General features: G+C 57.0%; 19 protein-coding genes. 10 read left to right on the top strand and 9 right to left on the bottom strand.

The window, feature by feature from the left end:
* Nucleotides 1-35 precede the first annotated feature (35 nt).
* Complete coding sequence (gene clcA / locus GYRE_RS00285; RefSeq protein ID WP_038252098.1) at nt 36-1,454, bottom strand: H(+)/Cl(-) exchange transporter ClcA; 1,419 nt, start codon at nt 1,452-1,454, stop codon at nt 36-38.
* Between the two features lie 177 nt (nt 1,455-1,631).
* On the opposite strand from clcA, the gene hemL reads away from it, so the two are divergent.
* Nucleotides 1,632-2,912, top strand: a complete 1,281-nt coding sequence (gene hemL, locus GYRE_RS00290) for a glutamate-1-semialdehyde 2,1-aminomutase (protein WP_038252099.1) — start codon at nt 1,632-1,634, stop codon at nt 2,910-2,912.
* Between the two features lie 50 nt (nt 2,913-2,962).
* Here the strand turns inward: hemL and fhuB are convergent, their stop codons facing one another.
* The 6 genes from fhuB to hrpB form a co-directional block, all read right to left on the bottom strand.
* Entirely contained in the window at nt 2,963-4,945 is a 1,983-nt protein-coding gene (gene fhuB, locus GYRE_RS00295) for a Fe(3+)-hydroxamate ABC transporter permease FhuB (protein WP_038252100.1), read from the bottom strand.
* Nucleotides 4,942-5,832 (bottom strand): Fe(3+)-hydroxamate ABC transporter substrate-binding protein FhuD, encoded by an 891-nt coding sequence (gene fhuD, locus GYRE_RS00300; protein WP_038252101.1) that lies wholly within the window; start codon nt 5,830-5,832, stop codon nt 4,942-4,944. Before fhuD ends, fhuB begins: the two co-directional genes overlap by 4 nt.
* Nucleotides 5,832-6,629 carry a Fe3+-hydroxamate ABC transporter ATP-binding protein FhuC gene (gene fhuC / locus GYRE_RS00305; protein WP_038252102.1) on the bottom strand — a complete coding sequence of 266 codons (798 nt, stop codon included), beginning with the start codon at nt 6,627-6,629 and terminating at the stop codon, nt 5,832-5,834. Before fhuC ends, fhuD begins: the two co-directional genes overlap by 1 nt.
* A gap of 48 nt (nt 6,630-6,677) precedes the next feature.
* The gene (gene fhuA / locus GYRE_RS00310) at nt 6,678-8,879 is read right to left on the bottom strand and encodes a ferrichrome porin FhuA (RefSeq protein WP_006817196.1); all 2,202 of its coding nucleotides are present in this window, start codon (nt 8,877-8,879) and stop codon (nt 6,678-6,680) included.
* Nucleotides 8,880-9,100: 221 nt separating this feature from the next.
* Complete coding sequence (mrcB, locus tag GYRE_RS00315; protein WP_006817195.1) at nt 9,101-11,629, bottom strand: bifunctional glycosyl transferase/transpeptidase; 2,529 nt, start codon at nt 11,627-11,629, stop codon at nt 9,101-9,103.
* An 87-nt stretch (nt 11,630-11,716) separates the two neighbouring features.
* Entirely contained in the window at nt 11,717-14,146 is a 2,430-nt protein-coding gene (gene hrpB / locus GYRE_RS00320; protein WP_038252127.1) for an ATP-dependent helicase HrpB, read from the bottom strand.
* Between the two features lie 73 nt (nt 14,147-14,219).
* Here hrpB and thpR point away from each other — a divergent pair, with 73 nt between their 5' ends.
* From thpR to panD, 9 genes are all read left to right on the top strand, one after another.
* A complete protein-coding gene (thpR, locus tag GYRE_RS00325) occupies nt 14,220-14,750 on the top strand; it encodes an RNA 2',3'-cyclic phosphodiesterase (protein WP_038252104.1) in 531 nt (176 codons plus the stop codon).
* Nucleotides 14,751-14,761: 11 nt separating this feature from the next.
* Nucleotides 14,762-15,466, top strand: a complete 705-nt coding sequence (sfsA, locus tag GYRE_RS00330) for a DNA/RNA nuclease SfsA (protein WP_038252105.1) — start codon at nt 14,762-14,764, stop codon at nt 15,464-15,466.
* Between the two features lie 165 nt (nt 15,467-15,631).
* Nucleotides 15,632-16,087 (top strand): RNA polymerase-binding protein DksA, encoded by a 456-nt coding sequence (dksA, locus tag GYRE_RS00335; protein ID WP_001155227.1) that lies wholly within the window; start codon nt 15,632-15,634, stop codon nt 16,085-16,087.
* A gap of 57 nt (nt 16,088-16,144) precedes the next feature.
* The gene (gene gluQRS, locus GYRE_RS00340; RefSeq protein ID WP_038252110.1) at nt 16,145-17,035 is read left to right on the top strand and encodes a tRNA glutamyl-Q(34) synthetase GluQRS; all 891 of its coding nucleotides are present in this window, start codon (nt 16,145-16,147) and stop codon (nt 17,033-17,035) included.
* A gap of 95 nt (nt 17,036-17,130) precedes the next feature.
* The gene (gene pcnB / locus GYRE_RS00345) at nt 17,131-18,525 is read left to right on the top strand and encodes a polynucleotide adenylyltransferase PcnB (protein WP_209319619.1); all 1,395 of its coding nucleotides are present in this window, start codon (nt 17,131-17,133) and stop codon (nt 18,523-18,525) included.
* A complete protein-coding gene (gene folK, locus GYRE_RS00350; RefSeq protein WP_006817189.1) occupies nt 18,522-19,001 on the top strand; it encodes a 2-amino-4-hydroxy-6-hydroxymethyldihydropteridine diphosphokinase in 480 nt (159 codons plus the stop codon). Before pcnB ends, folK begins: the two co-directional genes overlap by 4 nt.
* Nucleotides 19,002-19,066: 65 nt before the next feature.
* Nucleotides 19,067-19,858, top strand: a complete 792-nt coding sequence (gene panB, locus GYRE_RS00355; protein ID WP_038252111.1) for a 3-methyl-2-oxobutanoate hydroxymethyltransferase — start codon at nt 19,067-19,069, stop codon at nt 19,856-19,858.
* Between the two features lie 11 nt (nt 19,859-19,869).
* A complete protein-coding gene (gene panC, locus GYRE_RS00360; protein WP_038252112.1) occupies nt 19,870-20,724 on the top strand; it encodes a pantoate--beta-alanine ligase in 855 nt (284 codons plus the stop codon).
* A 112-nt stretch (nt 20,725-20,836) separates the two neighbouring features.
* On the top strand, nt 20,837-21,217 hold the full coding sequence (gene panD / locus GYRE_RS00365) for an aspartate 1-decarboxylase (protein WP_006817185.1): 381 nt from the start codon (nt 20,837-20,839) through the stop codon (nt 21,215-21,217).
* 2 nt (nt 21,218-21,219) lie between these two features.
* Here the strand turns inward: panD and GYRE_RS00370 are convergent, their stop codons facing one another.
* Entirely contained in the window at nt 21,220-22,467 is a 1,248-nt protein-coding gene (locus GYRE_RS00370; protein WP_006817184.1) for a polysaccharide deacetylase family protein, read from the bottom strand.
* 63 nt (nt 22,468-22,530) lie between these two features.
* Entirely contained in the window at nt 22,531-22,971 is a 441-nt protein-coding gene (locus GYRE_RS00375) for a PTS sugar transporter subunit IIA (protein ID WP_038252113.1), read from the bottom strand.
* Between the last annotated feature and the right edge of the window lie 106 nt (nt 22,972-23,077).

Here is a 23,077-nt window from a genome sequence, read left to right on the forward strand (position 1 = left end):
CTTTTGAGCCATTATCTAATACCCGAGTAAATCGTTCAAGTATTCTCCCCACCGACCGGCGGTGTATTACGCGCCTGTTCTGCCTGTTGCTTCGCAAGCGTTCGGGCCAGGATCGTGGAGTATAGCGGTTTGCCACCTAAAAATTGTGCCAGTAGTGTTGCGCCAAGACAGGTAATAATCATTGGCAAAATGAGCTGATAGTTGTCCGTCATCTCCAGTACCAGCACAATCCCGGTGAGCGGTGCCCGTACGGACGCCGCCAGCAGCGCCCCCATGCCGGCGATGGCAAAGGTTCCGGCCTGCAGGTGATACTGCGGGAAGTAGACCATTGCCGCCATACCGAACGCGGTACCAAGCAGGGTTCCTAACGCCAGCATCGGGGCAAAAATACCGCCCGGCGCGCCGGAGGAGAAGCACAGCAGCGTGGTCACTACTCGCGCGATAAATATAAACAGCAGCAATCCAATGGTGTAGTTCCCTGCCGCCGCGAAGGGGATCAGGTTAAAGCCGCCGCCGGAGGCCGCAGGCTCAATCAGCCCCAGCACCCCACACAGTCCGCCAATCACCCCACCGACCAGCACCCATTTTTTAATTTCACCACCGTGAATACGCTGGAACATATCCTGGGTACGCAGCACGAGGTTATTGAACAACGGGCCCACGCAGCCAAAAACCATCCCGAGGATCAGATACAGCCACAGGGTATTTACCGGCGCATTTGATAAATGCCCCACGTCGATGAGCGGCGCTTCGCCGTTGAAAATACGGAATACGATGCTCGACATGATCACGCCGGTAAAGACGGCTTTTATCGAGATCAGGTTATAGCGAAACTGCGGGCGCATCTCTTCGATGATAAACAGGATCCCGGCGAGCGGTGCGTTAAACGCCGCCGAGAGACCGGCCGCCGCGCCGGTTGCCAGCAACGTATGCCGCGCCTCCGGGCTTCGTGAGCGGAACAAATCGAGGATCATTCGCCCGATATTGCCGCCAATCTGCACCGTTGGCCCTTCACGTCCGAGCACCATTCCCGCGCCGAGAGTACCCATCCCACCGAAAAATTTTACCGGTAATACGCGCCACCAGCGTACCGGACGCAGTTCTTCCAGCGCCCCTTCGATCTCCGGGATGCCTGAGCCACCGGCTTCAGGTGCAAAACGGCGGACGAGAAAATACCCGACCATTGCCAATAGCGCCGAGAGAATAAATGCCAGCGGCCAGACCAGAATATCGTGGTCAGCGGCGCGCGTCAGGTGCCCCAGTCGCCAGTTCTGCACCCAGGAGACGGCCTTTTCAAACGCGACCCCAACCAATCCGGTCACCGTGCCAACGACCGCTGCCATCAATAAAATAGCGAGCGGCGTTTTGTCACGATTGAGTATCCGCCGGATCACATCACGACGGCGCCTGCGAAGAACTTGTTGTGCTTCAAAAGAGGGAGATTCTGCTTTCATGCGATTATCATTAATAAGTAATACAAATGCCCGGCGTATTGTAATCATCCCGCCACCGCGCTGTCGCCTGGAAAATCCCTTTGGTTACTGTTGTTTTCATTTGAGCAAAACTTTCATAACGTCTACGGAATAACTTAGAATAGACGCCAATTCTCATACCCGAACCAGGAACAGGCAATGAGCAAATCAGAAAACCTCTACAGCGCCGCGCGCGAACTTATCCCCGGCGGCGTGAACTCCCCGGTCCGTGCTTTTACCGGCGTCGGTGGAACTCCACTTTTTATTGAACGCGCCGACGGGGCTTATCTGTATGACGTGGATGGCAAAGCCTATGTTGATTATGTTGGCTCCTGGGGCCCGATGGTGCTTGGGCACAACCACCCGGCGATCCGTAATGCGGTGATTGAAGCGGCTCACCGTGGCCTGAGCTTTGGTGCACCGACCGAGCTGGAAGTCACTATGGCTGCGCTGGTCACCGAACTGGTGCCGACCATGGATATGGTTCGCATGGTGAACTCCGGGACTGAAGCCACTATGAGCGCCATTCGCCTGGCCCGTGGCTTCACCGGCCGCGACAAAATCATCAAGTTTGAAGGTTGCTACCACGGTCACGCCGACTGCCTGCTGGTAAAAGCCGGCTCCGGTGCGCTGACCCTCGGCCAGCCAAACTCTCCGGGCGTACCGGCGGACTTCGCTAAGCATACTCTGACCTGTACCTATAACGACCTGGCTTCCGTGCGTGAAGCATTCGAACAGTACCCGCAGGAAATCGCCTGCATCATCGTCGAGCCGGTCGCGGGCAACATGAACTGTATTCCGCCGCAGCCGGACTTCCTGCCGGGCCTGCGCGCCCTGTGTGATGAGTTTGGCGCGCTGTTTATCATCGACGAAGTCATGACCGGCTTCCGCGTTGCACTGGCGGGTGCACAGTCTTACTACGACGTAGAACCAGACCTCACCTGCCTTGGCAAAATCATCGGCGGCGGTATGCCGGTGGGCGCTTTCGGCGGACGCCGCGACGTGATGGACGCGCTGGCGCCAACCGGTCCGGTATATCAGGCGGGTACCCTTTCCGGTAACCCTATTGCCATGGCGGCGGGCTATGCCTGTCTGACCGAAGTGGCTCAGCCGGGCGTGCATGAGACGCTGACCGCACTGACCACTCAGCTCGCTAATGGCCTGCTGGAAGCGGCTGAGGAAACGGGTATTCCACTGGTGGTAAACCACGTGGGCGGTATGTTCGGCATTTTCTTCACCGATGCGAAAGAAGTAACCTGCTATCAGGACGTACTGAAGTGCGACGTAGAGCGATTCAAGCGCTTCTTCCACCTGATGCTGGAAGAAGGTGTGTACCTGGCGCCTTCCGCGTTTGAAGCGGGCTTTATGTCCATCGCCCACAGCGAAGAAGATATCGATAACACCATCGATGCTGCACGTCGGGTGTTCGCGAAGCTGTAATGAAATGCAGACCCCTCTCCCTGTGGGGAGAGGGGCTGAGTGCGGGGAAATTATCGGCTCTGCTTTCTCAGCAGATAAATAAAGTACGGCGCGCCGATAAAGCTTGAGAGCAGCCCCGCCGGAACCTGATACGGGAACAGCAGCATTCGTCCGCCCCAGTCAGCCACCACCAGCAGTAATCCCCCCGTCAGGGCCGACATAACAATATGCGGCATCGTTCGACGGAATCCCATCATCCTCGCGATATGCGGTGCCATCAGCCCAATAAAGCTGAGCGGGCCAATAATCAGCGTCGCCGCAGCGGTCAGGCTGGCGGCCAGCAACAGTAACCCTACACGTGATGGCGTTAGCGCGATCCCCACCGCGCGGGCAGTATCTCCCCCTAACGGCAGGATAGTCATCCAGCGGCGGCACAACGGCACCAGAGCTAACAGTACCAGCATCATCAGCCCCGTCCGCGTAACCTGCAGCCAGTTAGCGTTGTAGGTCGAACCGGAGATCCACGTCAAAATTTGCGCCATCCGCGGGTCACCGCTTGCCTGCAGCATCATCAGCAGCATGGTGAAGGCGGTGCTGAGCGCCATCCCCGCCAGCAGCATGCGGTGCGGCGAAAAACCACCGCGCCCGGCGGCAATCAGGATAATCAGCAGCGTTGCCGCCGCCCCCATGCTGCCGGCCGGCAGGAACCACTCAAAGGCGTTGCCCGGCACAAAGAACAGCATCAGCACTACGCCAAACGCCGCACCGGAGGAAATACCTAACACCTCCGGGCTCGCCATTGGGTTACCCGTCAGACGCTGGATGATACAGCCCGCCACTGCCAGCATGACACCGGCGATTAACGCCGCCATAATGCGCGGTGCGCGCCACGGCATCAGCCTCTCGAGCAGTTCTCCATAAGCCCACTGCCAGCCCTGGGAATCACGCCCCAGCGACAGCGCTGCCAGCATCACCAACAGCAGCACGACAGCGCCAATAAGGGAGTACATCAACACCTTCTGCCGTTCTGCCGCCACCCGGTCACCGGCGTTCATAGCCGGAGCACTGATGCTGCGCAGGCGCGGCAGCAGCCACAGGAGCAGCGGAGCACCAATCAGCGCGGTCACCGAACCGGTAGAGACCTCCATCCAGACTCGTGAGAGCCAGAGGATCATTTGATCGGAAAGCCAGAGGATCAGCGCGCCAATCAGCGTCGCCAGGATCAGGCGAGAAAGCAGTCGTCGTGCGCCGAGCATTTTTGCCAGCAGCGGGGCAAACAGGCCGATAAAACCAATAATCCCAACCGCATTCACCAGCAGGGCACTGATAATAATCGCCAGCGTCAACGTTGCCAGCCGCGCCAGCGACAGCGCCAGCCCAAGGTTGCGCGCCACGCCGTCATCCAGCCCCATCAGGGTTAGCGGTCGCAGCAGAAGCAGCGTGAGCATCACGCCCCCCAACAGCTGTGGCCACAGCTGTTGCACTACGCTCCAGTCGGTTTGCGTCAGCGAGCCGGTGCTCCATAAAAACATGCTCTGCAGCTGATCGTGGTGGAAAATCACCAGCAGCTGGTTCACGGCACCGCAGTACATGCTCACAACCAGACCCGCGAGGATAAGCGTCACCGGCGACAGGCGTTTTCCCCAGGAGACGCCGAATACCAGCGCGCCAACAATACAGGCGCCAGCCAGCGCCGCAAACTGCGCGGTCAGCACACCGGGCAGCGCCCAGAGAGTGGTGATGGTTATCCCAAGCTGTGCGCCGGTTGCAACGCCCAGCGTGGTCGGCTCCGCCAGTGGGTTACGCAGCACCTGCTGGAACAGCACGCCGACCAGTCCGAGGCCAGCCCCCACCAGCAGCGATACCGCGACACGCGGCAGCAGGCTGAAGTGAAACAGCATCTGGGCAATACTGTCGACGCTCGGCTGCCAGAGTGCTTCACCCCACTGCGCACGCGGCAGCGCGGCATTGAAGTTCACCCAGTTGAGCCACAGGGCGGCGATAAACAGCACCAGTAACAGTAGCGCCGGGAAGAGTGAGATGCGCGACCTCATGCTTGTCCTCCCAGCGTATTATCCAGAATAGTGACGAAGTTCATCGCCGAAAGCGTCGCACCGTAGAACCACACCGCCGGGGCCGTCCGGAAACGTTGCTGACGCACAAACGGCATCGCCTGCCACAGCGGCGTGGCCTGCAGTTTTTGCATCGCCAGGGTGTTACCGTGTTCAAAGCAGATGACGTCAACATCCTTGAATTCGCCCAGCCTGTCGATCCCCACCACCTGGCTACCCCAGAAGTTGGTTTTCCCCTGCCAGGCATTCACAATTCCATAGTCATCGAGGATCGGCTGAAACAGGCTATTCGGGCCAAACACCAGCATATGGCGGGCATCGAGCTGGCTCAGCATCAGCAGCGGACGGCCGCCGCGCCTGGCAAAGCGTGGTTTGTGCCGGGCAATAAAGTGGTCGTATTCGTCGAGATGACGGCGCCCTGCCGCTTCCAGCCCCAGCAGCTGCGACATCTCAACCAGCGATTTTCGCGCCATCGCCAACGGGCTTTTTCCATCGCTGAAAGTAAAGCCGCGCCCCGGTGCAATCTTCATGAGCTTCTCCGGCGACGGGCCGTAGCCTGACGACCACACCATGTAAGAAGGCTTCATTTCGGTAAGCAGTTCAAGGTTCGGCTCGGTACGCAGACCGACATCAATCACCGTGTCTGGCAAAACAGGCTCGTTAACCCAGCGCTGATAGTTGGGAATATCCGCCACGCCGTAAGGCGTGACGCCCAGTGCCAGCAGCAGTTCCGTCGGCAGCCACTCGAGCGCGACAATGCGTCGAGGGTCAATAGCCGCCGCCTGTGCCGGAGCTATTTTCAGCAGCAGCGGCGACAGCGCCATTGCCGTCAGCAGGCGCCGGCGGCTAATCATCAGAGAATTATTCATCAGTAGACAAAACTTACCGGCGCAGCCCCTGCCGGATGCGGCAGGATCCCCATCGGAATACCGTAGATTTGCTCCAGCGTTTCGCCACGCATCAGCGTTTCCGGGGTTCCCTGTGCAATCATTTCACCACCGCGCAGTGCCACCAGATAATCGCAGTAGCGAGCCGCCATATTGATATCGTGCAGCACCGCGATAACCGTCAGGCCACGCTGCTGGCTCAGGCGATGCACCAGCGCCAGTACATCCACCTGATGGGCGATATCGAGCGCGGAGGTCGGTTCATCCAACAGCAGGCAGCGAGTATCCTGGGCGACCAGCATGGCAATCCATGCGCGCTGACGTTCGCCACCGGAGAGGCTGTCGACCAGGCGATGCGCCAGAGGCTTCAAACCAACCAGGCTAATCGCCTCTTCCACTTTCTCACGGTCGGCGGCACCAAAGCGCCCCAGCGCACCGTGCCACGGATAGCGCCCAATCGCCACCAGTTCGCGCACCGTCATCCCTTCCGCCATCGGCAACTGCTGCGGCAGGTAGGCGACCTTGCGAGCGAAGGACTTGCTGTTCCAGCTCTCCAGCGGCTGCCCGTCGAGCAGAATATCGCCCTGCGATGGCGGCTGATGGCGGCCAAGCATTTTAAGCAGTGTGGATTTACCGGAACCGTTATGACCGATAAGCCCGGTCACTTTGCCCGCAGGAAAAGTCAGAGAGAGGGGATGCAGCAGCGTCCGGCCAGGGACATGAAAAGCGACGTTGCTAAGCGAAAAGGTAGTATCGGATTGCGTGATGTTTTCCTGCATAGCGACCAACGTGTAAAAAAGGCGCGGCAAGCCGCGCCTGAAAATGGTTTAGAAGCGGAAGGTTGCTGTCGCAACGACCTGACGTTCTGCGCCCCAGTAGCATGCATACTCGCTGTAGCAGCTGGAAACGTATTCGCGGTTAAACAGGTTATTGACGTTCACACCCACCGATGAACCAGGCAGTCCGAAGCGTGCCAGATCATATTTCACCGTCGCATCGACAACCGCATAGCTGGCAACGTTGAAGGACTGATTTTTCTTCACTGGATCATTTTGGTAATAGCTTACCGTCGAGCCAATATAACGCGCTCCTGCCCCGAGCGTTAAACCGCTCAACGCCGTTTCGTGGAAGGTGTAGTCAGCCCACAGAGAGGCCATGTTGCGCGGCACTTCCGCCGGGCGCTTACCTTCAAATACCGTGTCGTTGGTATATTTAGCATCGGTAAACGTATAGGCCGCCGTCAGGTTGATATTGGCGTTTACTGCCGCCTTGGCTTCCAGTTCAAATCCGCGAGAACGAATTTCCCCGGTCTGGATACTGAAGCCCGGATTGTTCGGGTCAGCCGTCAGGTTTTTATCTTTGGTCAGCTGGTAGACCGCTGCGGTAACCACCACAGGCATGTCTTTCGGTACGTATTTCACGCCCGTTTCATACTGTTCGCCATGGGAAGGATCGAACGGTTTACCGCCCGCACTCGAACCAGAAACCGGCTCAAACGACTGGCTGTAGCTGAAGTAAGGTGAAACACCGTTATCGAACACATAGTTCAGACCGCCACGCCAGGTGAACTGCTGATCGTGGTTTTCTGCCATCGAGTTCGAAGAGCGGGTCAGCGTAGAGGTGGTGGCGTAATCGTAACGACCGCCTAATGTCAGCACCCATTTGTCCCATTCAGCCTGATCCTGAGCATACAGACCAGTCTGCTCCATACGGTTCAGCACCGCATACGGGAACGTGACGTTAATGTTCGGATTATTGTATTGCGGGTTCTGCATGGAGATAGGATCAGCAGAGCCGTATTCCGCGTTTATGTCATTACGCATACGCGAGTAATCAACCCCGGTCAGCAGGGTATGATCGACCGGACCCGTCGCAAACCTGGACTGCAGTTGAGTATCAACGGTAAACGTATTGAGGTTTTCATCAGAACGTACGTACTGACGATTAATCATTCCCGGGGCCTGATAACCGTATCCATAAACGGAGCGATAGAGCGTGTGAACCTGAGCGTAACGCAGGTTCTGGCGCACGGTGAAGGTGTCATCAAACTGGTGGGCAAAGCTGTAGCCAACCATCTGCTGGCGGCGGGACATTTTGTTATCCGGATCGCCTTCGTTGAAGTCGGTCGGCAGTTTGTGCTGATTACCGTTAGCGTCCGTGTATGGCACGACGGTCCCTTCACGCGGCAGCCAGCCGTAGTAGCCCGCATCCGGATCGCTCTGGAAGTTGCTCAGGAAGGTAAAGTCGGTTTTATCATCCGGGCGCCAGCTGAAAGAGGGTGCAATCGCGTAGCGTGTAGATTTCGCCATCTGCTGCTGGGCATCCTGGCTGCTACCTAACCCGGTCAGGCGGTAGGACCACACACCGGCATCATCAATCGCATCACTGAAGTCAAAACCCGTTTGCCACAGGTTATTGGTGCCCATTTTGAACTGCACTTCTTTCAGCGGTTCGGTGGTCGGGCGTTTGCTGACCATCGAAACAATCCCACCCGGGTTGCTGTTACCGTACAGTACCGATACCGGTCCACGCATCACTTCGACGCGCTCGAGGAAGTAAGGATCCATCGACACTTCAGAGTAGTTATTACCCTGCAGTTTCATACCATCAAGATACTGGTTGGTGTTTACGGTTGAAGAGGTCGTAAAACCACGAATGGTGACCACATCATAGGTGGTGGAGCTACCGCGCGTTGAGAATACGCCCGGTGTATAAGCGATCGCCTCTTTCACCGTCGTTGGCTGCTTCATATCCATCTCTTCCCGCGTGACGACGGAAACAGACTGCGGTGTTTTTTCGATTGGGGTATCGGTTTTTGTCGCGGTAGCGGTGCGTTTCGCGGCGATGGTTGGGGATGGACCCCAGGCACTTTCCTGTGCGGCCGGTGCGGCGGTGACGGTGATGGTTTCTTCTTTCGGTTTGTCAGCCGCCTGCGCATAGACAGACATGCCGCTAACCGCTGTAGCTACAACGACTGCGATTTTACGCAGCGCAATGTTGCCTGGCTGAGCAGTTTTAGGACGCGCCATTTCAGTTCTCTGATGTAATGGTGAATGATAACGTAAACGATAATTATTATTATGACCGCAGCATAATAGGCGAAACGCCGAAGGCATAGCAAGCGGAATGCGCCCCTACCAAATCTAAGGGCATAAAAAATAACCGGAGTGTTGTTATGGAGTTAGAGGAAGGTTAAGAAGAGGATCTCTCGCCCCGAAGGGCGAGAGGAGTGACTGCGGAATATGCAGACTTAGTTACTGCCGAACATATCCTTGATCCAGCCCGCTACGCCATCGCTTTTATCCTGCTGCTGAGGCTGCTGCTGCGGCTGTTGCTGCTGTTGTTGCGGCTGAGAGGACGGCTCAAACGGGTTGCCGTTCTGCGGCTGTGGTTGACTTTGCTGGCAAAGCTGGTCCGGATCCGTGGTCCAGACCGGCAGCATACGAGTACCGCCACCGCCGCAAACAAAGTTGCCGTTATCGTCAACGCCCATGCTGGCAATATCTTCCGGCGGCGTCAGATCCAGCGGGATCGGTGACTCGTTGGACAGATAGCGCTGGTAGATAGACATCGCACCGCTGGCACCGTAGAGCTTCGTCGGCTGGTTGTTGTCACGACCAACCCAGGTGATCACCACTTCACGGCCGTCGATGCCGGCAAACCAGGTATCGACGTTGTTGTTGGTGGTCCCGGTTTTCCCTGCCAGATGCAGGTTCGGGTACTTAGCGCCAAGCTGACGCCCGGTACCGCGCTGAACCACCTGCTGCATGGTCCACAGCGTCATATACGCCGCCTGCGCAGGTACCGCACGCTCCGCCTGCGGATAGCTCTGGTACAGCACCGTACCATCTTCGCCAATCACCGAACGCAGAGCAGAAAGCGTTGCGCGGTTACCGCCGCTGGCAATGGTCTGGAACGCCTGCGCCACTTCAATCGGCGTCAGGTTAAGTGCCCCCAGCAGCATGGCCGGCACGGCATTCAGCTGATCCTTCGGCGCCCCCAGTTTCAACCAGGTATCGGTAACCGCCGGGAGACCCAGCGCCATCCCGAGGTTAACGGTTGGCACGTTCATCGAACGGGTCAGCGCGTCCACCAGCATCACCTGACCGGTAAAGCGACGGTTATCGTTCTGTGGAGACCAGGTCTGACCGTTAGGCAGGCGAATATCCACCGGCGCATCGGCGATCCAGGTATTCAGACGATAGCGGTTCGGCTGGCTTAGCGCGGTAAGATAGGTCGCCGGTTTTGCCAGAGAACCAATCGAACGACGCGCCTGCATGGCACGGTTGTAACCCGCAAACTGCGGTTCCGCACCACCAACCATCGCCCGAACCTCACCGCTAAAGCGGTCGACGACCACCATCGCCGTCTCGAGATCGCTCAGCTTACGCTGTTTTTTCAGCTCCGGAATGCCGTCGGTTGCCGCTTTTTCTGCCGCATCCTGCGCGACCGAGTCGAAGGTGGTGAAGATCTTCACGCCGGAGAGATCTTTCACTTTATCGCCAAGCTTCGCCTGCAGCTCCTGGCGAACCATCTGCATAAAGGCTGGCTGTGGTGAGATAACCCCACCGCGCGGCTGCACGCCAAGCGGGCGGGCGCTGAGCATGTCGTACAGCTCCTGGTCAATCACCTTCTGCTGCTGCAGCAGGCGCAGTACCAGGTTACGACGTTCGAGCGCCAGCTTCGGATTACGCCACGGGTTGTAAATTGATGCCCCTTTCACCATGCCCACCAGCAGCGCCTGCTGATCGAGGCTCAGCTCTTCCACCGGACGACCAAAGTAGTACAGGCTCGCCAGCGGGAAGCCGCGGATCTCGTTATCGCCACTCTGACCGAGGTACACCTCGTTCATATACAGCTCAAGGATCCGGTCTTTGCTGTAGCGGGCATCCATGATAACCGCCATGTACGCTTCGTTGGCCTTACGCCAGTAGGAGCGTTCACTGGAGAGGAACAGGTTCTTCACCAGCTGCTGCGTCAGGGTACTCGCCCCTTGCACCGTGCGCCCTGCGGTCACGTTCGCCAGCACCGCTCGCCCGATGGAGTACAGGCTGATACCGTCGTGCTCATAGAAATGACGGTCTTCGGTGGCGATAAGCGTATCGACCAGCAGGTCCGGGAACCCGCTGCGCGGCACGAACAGGCGCTGCTCGCCGTTCGGCGAGGACATCATGGTTATCAATCGCGGATCGAGTCGGAAGAACCCGAACTGGCGGTTGTTATCCATGTTGGTGATACTTTCCAGATGATCGCTATCGAAGTCCAGACGCGCACGCACCTGCCCTTCTTTACTGTCCGGGAAGTCAAACGGACGGCGGATCATCTCAATGCTGTTAGCCTGCACCGTAAACTCGCCCGGGCGCGTCATCGCGCTCACCTGGCGGTACTGGGAGGCCGTCAGCAGACGCACCATCTCGTTTTTACTGACCGGCATATCCGGCTCGAGGTTAACCATGCGGCCATATACGGCGGCAGGTAACTGCCACACTTTACCGTCAATACGGCTACGAATTTTCTGGTCGAGGTAAACACCGTAAATGGCGATAAGCACCGCAAAGACGATGCCAAGCTTCACCAGGAACCAGAACCATCCGCGCTTACCACGAGGCTTACGCCCTTTGCCTTTCCCCTTACGCGGCATCGGCTCTTCATCCTCATCGTCATCATCGTACTCGTCGTCATACTCTTCATCTCTGAGCCGACGACGGCTTATCTTTTGTTTCGCCGGACGTGAAGGTTTTCCTTTCCGTCCAATCGGCTCGCGGTCATTCCCCGCCATGCTTTTTCTCCGCATTTTCCAGGCATAACCGCCTGATTCTCATCTCTTTCATTTCGGCGAACCAGAAGAAATCTCTCAATTTTTCGCCTATGAATATTTCTTTGTGCGCCGGGTGGGCGCAGTATTTGCAGGATCGTCGGGCCATACATGCTTCGGGTAACGACCTTTCATCTCTTTCTGAACGTCGCGATAAGACCCTTTCCAGAACGCGCTGAGATCGCGGGTGACCTGCAGCGGACGCTGTGCCGGCGATAACAGCTCAAGCACCAGCGCCACACGCCCCTCGGCTATCGTTGGGGTCGTGGCTTCACCAAACATTTCCTGCATGCGCACCGCCAGAGCCGGAGGATTATCCTCATGATAACGTATTACGATTCGGCTTCCGGTGGGCACAGTGTAATGCGTGGGAAGCGAAGTCACCAGCCGCTGACGTAAAGACCATGGCAGCAGATTATGTAACGCTTCATGAATATTCACCGCCTTAAGCGCCCGCAGCGAGTGAACCCCGGTCAGCTGCGGCAGAAGCCAGCGCTCAAGCGAAGCCAGTAACGACGCGTCGTCAACCGCAGGCCACTCCTCTTCCGGCAGCCATTTTGCCGCGTTCATCAAACGCAGACGGAATTGCTCTGCCTCCGGCGTCCAGTTCAGCACCGAGAGCCCTTTGTCGCGGATGCCGTTAAGCATCGCCTGGTGCAGCTCCTCTTCCGAAGGTTTTGCCAGCGCCTGAGTCTTCACGGTTAACTCACCAATTCGCAGGCGGCGCCAGGCTTTTAACGTACCGCGCTCGTCGTCCCACTCAACGGTATCAGACTGGCTTAACAGCCACGGACAACGTGCGATCAGCACATCAACTTCTACCGGTAGCGCCTGCAGAATACGGGCATCCGCCGACTGGCTGCCCTGCAGCAGCAGTGGCGCAATCAACCATTCATGGCGGCCCAGCGCGTCGTCGGCGTCGAGCATTGCCCCCATACCGTTTGCAAGCTGGTAACGACCTTCCTGCCCCCGACGACGGGCAATACGGTCGGGAAACGCCCGCGCCAGCAGTGCCGGAAGCAGCTCAATATCCGCCTCACCCGGCGATCCACCACGCCGTTTCGCGAGCTGCCGGGCGCGCTGCTGCCAGTTAGGCTGGTTGCGGGAAAAGGCATGAGCAAGATCCGTGCTGGCGTTTCGCGGCGGTTCTTCGAGGATCGCCACCGCCTTCGCCGCCGTGGCGATTTCATCGGCTCCCTCTGCCGCTACCAGCATCGCCGCCAGACGCGGATCGTTACCCTGCTCGGCCATCTTTCGGCCTTTCGCAGACAGACGTTCGCCTTCCAGCGCCTGTAGCTGCGCCAGCAGTCGGCGCGCCGCCGCAAGGTTGACCGCCGGAGGAAGATCGAGCCAGCTGAGCTGTGACGGTTCCTGACAGCCCCACTGTAAAAGCTCCAGCAGCAGCCCGGAGAGATCGCTTTGCAGGATCTCCGGCTCGCTTTGCGCCGCCGCCCGCTCGGCCTGCTCTTTGGCTATCAGGTGCAGACAAACACCCGGCTCCAGGCGCCCGGCACGCCCGGCGCGCTGGGTCATCGAAGCCTGGCTGATGCGCTGCGTGACCAGCCGCGTCAGCCCGGTGCGCACATCAAAACGTGCCACCCGTTCCTGCGCACTGTCGACAATCAGGCGAATACCTTCAATCGTCAGGCTGGTTTCCGCAATGTTGGTCGCCAGCACCACTTTACGCTTACCGGCAGGTGCAGGCAGAATCGCTTTCCGCTGCTCGCTGAGCGGCAAAGCACCGTACAGCGGGCACAGTAATGTATCGTCGGCAATGCGTGAGGCGAGCTGTTCCTGCACGCGCAGAATTTCCCCTACTCCCGGTAAAAACAGCAGCAGAGATCCGGATTCATGACGTAATAGTTCGGCCGTGGCGATAGCAATCGCCTCGTCGGCGCGCTGATGCGCCGCCAGTGGTTGATAGCGGCGCTCCACCGGGTAGCTTCGCCCCTCGGAGATAATGGTCGGCGCCTCTGGCAGCAGCTGCTGCAGACGATCGTTATCGAGCGTCGCCGACATGATGAGCAGCTTAAGCGTGTCCCGCAGCCCCTGCTGAACGTCGAGCAGCAGCGCCAGCGCGAGATCTGCCTGCAGGCTACGCTCGTGGAACTCATCGAGGATCACAAGCCCCACGCCGTTCAGCTCTGGATCGTGCTGCAACATGCGCGTCAGGATCCCCTCCGTTACCACTTCAAGGCGGGTATCCGGGCCAGTGCAGCTCTCGGCACGCATCCGGTAGCCGATGGTTTGTCCGGTTTTTTCACCGAGCTGTTCTGCCAGCCGCTCCGCGACGTTACGCGCCGCCAGCCGACGTGGCTCAAGGAGGATAATTTTACCTTGAATGTTGCCCTGAGCCAGAATTTGCAGCGGCAGCCACGTCGATTTCCCCGCGCCGGTGGGCGCGTTGAGCAAGACCTGCGGCGCATGACTCAGCGCCTGAAGAAGTTCGGGAAGGACTGTAGCAACCGGTAACAGGGACACAAAACGCTCCGAAGAGTTAACATTCAGGGTCATGCATTGTAGCATCGCCATAAATGATTACCGAGAAACCGAGATGTCAGAGCCAAAACGGCTGTTCTTTGCCGTTGAAATACCGGGCAATATTCAACGACAGATTGTCCGCTGGCGCGCCGGGCAGTTTCCGCCCGAAGCCGGCCGCCCGATCGCGGCGGCAAATCTGCACATCACGCTGGCCTTTTTAGGTGAAGTGAGCGCGGAAAAGCAGCAGGCGCTCGCCGCAATGGCCGGACGTATTCGCCAGCCCGGGTTTACCCTGCATCTTGACGATGCCGGACAGTGGCTACGATCCCGCGTGGTGTGGCTTGGCACCCGCCAGCCGCCCCGGGGATTGCTGCAGCTTGCCAGTATGCTTCGCGCCCAGGCGGCCCGCAGCGGTTGCTACCAAAGCCCGCAGCCATTTCACCCGCACCTTACTCTGCTGCGTGATGCAGGCCACGCGGTAAGCATTCCACCGCCGGGCTTTCACTGGCAGGTGCCGGTGAACGAGTTTGTGCTGTATGAATCGTCGTATTCACAAGGACGCACCCGTTACACCCCGCTTCAGCGCTGGACATTAACCGAATAACAGGACACGTGATGCAATTTTCGCCCCCATTACAATCCGCTACGCTCATCAAACGCTATAAACGCTTTCTTGCCGACGTGATGACGCCAGCGGGCGAAACCCTCACCCTGCACTGCCCCAATACCGGTGCAATGACCGGTTGCGCTACGCCGGGAGATACCGTCTGGTATTCCACATCAGATAATCCTAAACGCAAATATGCGCATACATGGGAAATAACGCAGACCCAGCAAGGCGCCTTTATTTGTGTTAATACTTTACGCGCCAATATGTTAGTGAAAGAAGCATTACAGAATGATGTCATTGCTCCGCTCACAGGATATAGCGTGCTGAAAAGCGAAGTAAAATATGGCGAAGAACGAAGTCGAATTGATTTTTTGCTACAGGCAGATGACGGTCGTAACTGCTATATTGAAGTGAAATCGGTAACGTTGGCGGAAAATGAGTACGGTTATTTCCCGGACGCGGTGACTGAAAGGGGTCAAAAGCATCTTCGGGAGCTCATGAGCGTGGTAGCCGCAGGCGATCGCGCTGTGGTTTTTTTTGCAGTGCTTCACTCGGCCATTACCTGTTTTTCACCTGCGCGCCACATCGATGCGAAATACGCGCAATTGTTGAATGAGGCAAAAAACAAAGGGGTTGAAATTCTGGCATTTAAAGCGGAACTTTCTGCCGATATGATGACTCTCAATGAGCCTATACCCGTCGTGTTATAACGACGAACAATAAGTGTGCTGGTCGCGTGCGCAAATACGCTTTTCCTCACAGGGTTGTCAAGTGTAACGTTTAGATAATTGCTATCCGGAAAAGCATCTGCTATTTATAGCGGCCTGATTTTTCCCCCACCTGGGGATCGATAGTGCGTGTTAAGGAGAAGCAACATGCAAGAAGGGCAAAACCGTAAAACATCGTCCCTGAGTATTCTCGCCATCGCTGGGGTGGAGCCGTATCAAGAGAAACCGGGCGAAGAGTATATGAACGAAGCCCAGCTGGCGCACTTCAGACGTATTCTTGAAGCATGGCGTAATCAACTCAGGGATGAAGTCGATCGCACCGTTACTCATATGCAGGATGAAGCTGCTAACTTCCCGGATCCGGTGGACCGTGCCGCACAGGAAGAAGAGTTCAGCCTCGAACTGCGTAACCGTGACCGCGAGCGCAAACTGATCAAAAAGATTGAAAAAACGCTGAAGAAAGTCGAAGACGAAGATTTCGGCTACTGCGAATCCTGCGGTGTTGAAATCGGGATCCGCCGTCTGGAAGCGCGTCCGACAGCCGATCTGTGCATCGACTGCAAAACGCTGGCTGAAATCCGCGAAAAACAGATGGCCGGTTAATTCCAGCCCTGTAGACCATCTAAAGGCGGGAGTCTCTCCCGCCTTGTAACCACAACTATGTCTGAATCACACTATATTGGGCGCTTTGCGCCATCTCCCTCCGGTGAATTACACTTCGGCTCTTTAATTGCCGCGCTTGGCAGCTACCTGCAGGCCCGCGCGAATCACGGTACCTGGCTGGTACGTATCGAAGATATCGATCCTCCACGTGAAGTTCCCGGTGCGGCAGAGTCCATCCTGCGTCAGCTGGAACATTACGGTCTTCACTGGGATGGTGACGTCCTCTGGCAATCCCAACGACACGACGCCTACCGCGACGCGCTTGCCTGGCTTGCTGAACAGGGGCTTAGCTATTACTGCGCCTGTACGCGTGCCCGAATTCAGAGCCTCGGCGGCATCTACGACGGTCACTGCCGTGATTTAGGGTTAGGCCCTGAAAATGCAGCGCTACGCCTGCGTCAGCAGCAACCCGTGCTACGCTTTGACGATAAGCTACGTGGTGAAATTACTGCCGACGCCGCCCTCGCACGCGAAGATTTTATTATTCATCGCCGCGACGGTTTATTTGCCTATAACCTGGCGGTAGTGGTCGACGACCATTTCCAGGGGGTGACGGAAATTGTGCGCGGCGCCGATCTTATCGAACCGACCGTGCGACAGATTTCGCTCTATCACCATTTTGGCTGGCAGGCTCCCGATTATATTCACCTGCCGCTGGCGCTGAATCACGATGGCAATAAGCTATCGAAACAGAACCATGCCCCGGCGCTGCCGAATGGCGATCCGCGTCCCGAGCTGATTAAGGCACTGGCGTTTCTACAGCAGGATATTATTGAAGAGTGGCGGGATATGAGCGTTGAAGCGCTGCTTAAAAATGCGGTGGCTAACTGGGATCTTTCGGCGGTACCGGAAATCCATCATTCTCAAACGCGTTTTGCTGAGCTATGATTAGCCGCTATTTTTTGTCCGAATCCCGACTGCGTCCCGCCATTGGTCTCGCACAATGACGGGACGCAGCCTGTATACAACTACCGAGGTGTAACATTTTTACCCGAGTCGCTAATTTTTGCCGCAAGGTGCTAAGCCGTGAGGAGAGCGAGGCTGAACTCGTCGTCGCCAGACCCAGGATGACTATCATCCCGCGTGAGCAGCATGCTATTTCCCGCAAAGATATCAGTGAAAATGCCCTCAAGGTTCTCTACCGCCTGAACAAGGCAGGCTATGAAGCTTACCTTGTAGGTGGTGGTGTGCGTGATTTACTGCTGGGCAAAAAACCAAAAGATTTCGATGTGACAACCAGCGCAACGCCAGACCAGGTGCGTAAACTATTCCGCAACTGCCGTCTTGTTGGCCGTCGCTTCCGCCTGGCTCACGTCATGTTCGGCCCTGAAATTATCGAAGTGGCGACGTTCCGTGGCCACCACGATGGCTCGCCTGACGATCGCGCTACCTCCCAGCGCGGCCAGAACGGCATGCTGCTGCGCGATAATATCTTCGGCTCCATTGAGGAAGATGCGCAGCGCCGCGATTTCACCATCAACAGTCTCTACTACAGCGTGGCGGATTTCACGGTTCGCGATTACGTCGGTGGTATGCAGGATCTGCAGGACGGCATCATCCGTCTGATTGGCAATCCAGAAACCCGCTATCGTGAAGACCCGGTGCGTATGCTGCGTGCCGTGCGTTTTGCCGCCAAGCTGAACATGCGGATCAGCCCGGAAACCGCCGAGCCTATTCCACGCCTGGCAACGCTGATGAACGACGTGCCGCCGGCTCGTTTGTTTGAAGAGTCGCTGAAGCTGCTGCAGGCGGGTTACGGTTTTGAAACCTACCGCGGACTTCGCGAATGCAATCTGTTCCAGCCGCTGTTCCCGACCATCTCGCGTTATTTCACCGAGAATGGCGACAGCCCGATGGAACGCATCATTGCCCAGGTACTGAAAAACACCGATAACCGCATTCACAACGATATGCGCGTTAACCCGGCGTTCCTGTTTGCGGCAATGTTCTGGTATCCGCTGCTGGAAATGGCGCAGAAGATTGCCCAGGAGAGCGGCCTCGCTTACTACGATGCCTTCGCCCTGGCCGCAAACGATGTGCTGGACGAAGCCTGTCGCTCAATTGCGATCCCGAAACGCATTACTACGCTGGTTCGTGATATCTGGCAGCTGCAGCTGCGCATGTCTCGCCGTCAGGGTAAACGCGCCTGGAAGCTGATGGAGCATCCGAAATTCCGTGCCGCCTACGATCTGCTGGCACTGCGCGCCGAAGCCGAGAGCAACGCCGAACTGCAGCGCCTGGCGCAGTGGTGGGGTGAGTTCCAGGTCTCCGCGCCACCGACGCAGAAAGATATGCTGGACGATTTGGGCGATGAGCCCGCCGCTCGCCGCCGTCATCGCCGCCCACGTAAACGCGCACCGCGTCAGGGCAGCGCGTGAGTCTGGTTTATATTGCACTCGGCAGCAATCTGGCCTCACCGCTGGACCAGGTTAACGCTGCCATTGCCGCACTGGGCGAAATCCCGGAGAGCCGCGTCGTTGCGCTCTCCTCGTTTTATCGTACACCGCCGCTGGGGCCGCAGGATCAACCCGATTACCTGAACGCCGCCGTGGCGCTGGAAACCGCCCTGTCCCCAGAAGCGCTGCTGGATAACACGCAGCGCATTGAGCTGCAGCAGGGTCGCGTTCGTAAAGCCGAACGCTGGGGGCCACGTACCCTCGATCTCGATATCATGCTCTTTGGCCAGCAGGTTCTGGACACCCCGCGCCTGACCGTGCCGCATTACGACATGAAAAACCGCGGCTTTATGCTCTGGCCGCTGTTTGAAATCGCGCCTGAACTCACCTTCCCGGACGGCACAACCCTTGCCGCCATCCTGAAACAGCTGAATAGCGCACAACCTGCCCACTGGTAAACTTGTCCCCCCGGGAGTTGCTGATACAATGCCGCAAGATTCGGCCTTAGTAATCAGGAACTCCTATGAAACCAACCACGATTTCCCTGTTGCAGAAATACAAACAGGAAAAGAAACGCTTCGCGACCATTACCGCTTACGACTACAGCTTCGCCAAACTGTTCGCTGACGAAGGTCTGAACGTGATGCTGGTCGGTGATTCTCTTGGGATGACGGTCCAGGGACACGACACCACCCTGCCGGTCACGGTAGAAGACATTGCTTATCATACTCGCGCCGTACGTCGCGGTGCGCCGTACTGCCTGCTGCTCGCTGACCTGCCGTTTATGGCCTACGCAACCCCGCAAGAGGCGTTCACCAATGCCGCCGCGGTAATGCGTGCCGGTGCCAATATGGTCAAGATTGAAGGCGGCGCATGGCTGGTTGAGACGGTTAAAATGCTCACCGAGCGCGCGGTGCCGGTGTGCGGTCACCTTGGCCTCACCCCGCAGTCGGTCAACATCTTCGGCGGCTACAAGGTACAGGGGCGCGGTGATGCAGCGCAGACGCTGCTGGATGATGCGCTGGCGCTGGAAGCCGCCGGGGCACAGCTGCTGGTGCTGGAGTGCGTGCCGGTAGAACTGGCTAAACGCGTCACCGAAGCGCTGCGTATTCCGGTGATTGGCATCGGCGCGGGTAACGTCACCGACGGACAGATCCTGGTGATGCATGACGCCTTCGGCATCACCGGCGGGCATATCCCGAAATTTGCGAAGAATTTCCTCGAACAAACGGGCGACATGCGCGCCGCGGTGCGGCAGTATATGACTGACGTCGAGTCCGGTGCGTATCCGGGCGAAGAACACAGTTTCCATTAAGGAGTCTTGTTGTGTTGATTATCGAAACCCTTCCGCTGCTGCGTCAGCATATCCGTCGTCTGCGCCAGGAAGGTAAACGTATTGCGCTGGTTCCCACCATGGGCAACCTTCACGATGGCCATATGAAGCTTGTCGATGAGGCAAAAGCCTGTGCTGATGTGGTGGTGGTGAGCATTTTCGTGAACCCGATGCAGTTCGATCGACCAGAAGATCTGGCGCGCTACCCGCGCACCCTGCAGGAAGACAGCGAGAAGCTCAACAAGCGTAAAGTGGATTTTATTTTCGCGCCCGCTCCGGCCGATATTTATCCGCTGGGTACCGATACGCAAACCTACGTCGATGTTCCAGGTCTTTCTACCATGCTGGAGGGCGCGAGCCGTCCGGGCCACTTCCGCGGCGTGTCGACGATTGTCAGCAAGCTCTTTAACCTGGTGCAGCCAGACGTTGCCTGCTTTGGCGAAAAAGATTTCCAGCAGCTGGCGCTTATTCGCAAGATGGTGGCGGATATGGGCTACGACATCGAGATTATCGGCGTGCCGATTGTCCGCGCCAAAGATGGTCTGGCCTTGAGCTCACGCAACGGTTATCTCACCGCGGCCGAGCGTAAAATCGCGCCGGGCATCAGCAAGGTGATGAACGGTATTGCCGAAAAACTGCAGGCCGGCGAGCGTGATTTTGACGAGCTGATCGCACTTGGAGAACAGGAACTGAACGATAAGGGCTTTCGCAGCGATGAAGTGCAAATTCGCGATGCCGATACGCTGCTGGAGGTTTCTGACACCAGCAAACGTGCGGTTATCCTCGTTGCCGCCTGGCTTGGTCAGGCTCGCCTGATTGATAATAAAGTGGTTGAGCTCGGCCAGTAGACACCGACTAAAAATCGGGCAATACTGCGCGCATACAGGCTCCGGGAATATATCCCTTCACCCGACCCTCTCCTGCGGAGAGGGTAATGCATGATGATTAAAGGTAGACGTAATGATTCGCAAAATGCTGCAAGGTAAGCTTCACCGTGTGACAGTGACTCAGGCCGACCTGCACTACGAAGGTTCCTGTGCCATTGACCAGGATTTTCTCGATGCGGCAGGAATTCTTGAAAACGAAGCGATTGATATCTGGAACGTGAACAACGGCAAACGCTTCTCCACCTATGCCATTGCGGCAGAGCGCGGTTCTAAAATTATCTCCGTGAACGGTGCGGCAGCGCACTGTGCCGACGTGGGCGATATTGTGATTATCGCAAGCTTCGTCATGATGTCAGACGAAGAGGCCCGCCGCTGGCAGCCGAAAGTCGCCTACTTTGAAGGCGAAAACGAGATGAAGCGCACCGCCAAAGCGATTCCGGTTCAGGTCGCGTAACTCTACCCCTGCGGCTGATTGCTGATCAGCCGCGACATGGTCTCCAGTGAATCGGTTCTCAGAATATACAGGCGCTTCAGTAAGAACAGATTATCCCCCGGTTTTACCTTCCCTTTCACCGTCGTCACCGCCATGTGGAAACCGGCATCATTCGCCGCTTTCAGCGCATTATCGTCGTAGCCGCCAAACGGATAAGAGAGATACAGCACGTGAGGGTTGAACTGCCCCAGCGCGCGGCGTGAGCGTTCAAAATCAAACAGAATGTTGTGGTAGCTACGGCTCAACAGAATCGGACGATGCTGGTTGTCCACCCGATGCAGAAAATGGGTGTGCGACTGGATATCAAATACGTTCTGAATGCTGCGTAGCTCAGAAATGCTCATAAACTGCAGCGATTTTGGATCCCATTTTTGTGGGTGGATTTTAATCCGCGACGAAATAATAAACGCAGTCGCCTTAAAACCATACTCCTCGAGAATCGGCCAGGCGTAACGGTTGACCGACTTCAGGCCATCGTCAAAAGTAATCACCACCGAGCGGGCAGGAATATTGAGTTTATTACGCAAATAACCTTCCAGCTGATACATAGTCAGGGTGGTGTAGCCCTGATCGCGAAGCCAGGTCATCTGGTTACTGAACGCACGTACCGAGGTGGTGGTAGAAGTATGGCGAAAGCGCGTATTCTCTTCATCACGCAGAATATGGTGATAAGTGAGGATCGGCACACCGTTGTCCTGCTGTGCATCCAGGCTACTGACCCACGCCAGGCGATCGCCAATACGGATCTGATACCAGGTCTGGTTCAGGCGGTCTTTTAGTTTGCTGATAATGGGGTAGCGCAGATTGTCTGCCAGCACGCCAAACGGAACGCTGGTATTTCGCGGCTCGTTATAAACAGGGGTATCACGCCAGGTCAGCAGGTTCTGATTGCTGAGCGGCTTGTTCAGGTCACCGAGGTTATCCTGTACCCGCAGGCCACCCTGCACCGGCTCCAGATGCCCTTTATCGATATAGCCGGTACCAAAACCGAAGCTGAATTCATAGTAATCCGCGTTCGTGGTTTTTACTGCCAGGATCTGCCCGCCGCGCACGTTACCCACCGTGACGACCCGATTGCCGATTTTCGCCCAGATAGTGGCATCTTCCGTCGTTTGCATATAACGAGCGGACAGCTCAGGCTGGTTGAGAAGAGTGGCACTGGCGCTGCCAGAAACCACCAGCAGCAGGACAAAGACAAGACGAGTTAACATACACGATTGACCGGGCAGCGAAAACTGCCGCTATTGTAGCAAAAGCGCTATCAATACCAATGGTTAATCAGCGTACAAATCATGAAGTAACACGAAGGGTGGATTTTTCTGCTGCTGATGCCACAGACTGCTGACCTCGGGCGCCCCACTGGCAACAATCGCATCGCGAAAGGCTTCGCTGGATAAGATCTCCCGCTGCGAATACATTCGCTCCAACAATGAATAATAGACACCGGAGATCACTTCGCAATGGCTGTGCTTGTGGCTCATCAACGATGCTACACGGTACGGTGCCGCCCCGGGAATATCAGTGAGAAAAATCACCCCATCGCCTGAATCTGTGTGGTGCAGTGCATCGCACATCATCCGACTCAGCATGTTAGCGCTGAGCCCACGCCAGTAATTCACCGCCCGACATTGCGTCAGCGGCCCAAACTTTTTTTCGAGGCGATCCATGATTTCCTGTGCGCGGTCGTCATGACAGGCAATAACCCAACCTAGCATACAAGTCTCCTTAGCAGACATGTAGTTTAGCCGGGTGAATATTCGGATGGGGTGATAAAAGTCAAACTTCGGCGGAGTGTTGCCCGGCAGCGACAAGCCGCCGGGC

The organism is Yokenella regensburgei ATCC 49455 (genome assembly GCF_000735455.1).
GTDB lineage: Bacteria > Pseudomonadota > Gammaproteobacteria > Enterobacterales > Enterobacteriaceae > Yokenella > Yokenella regensburgei.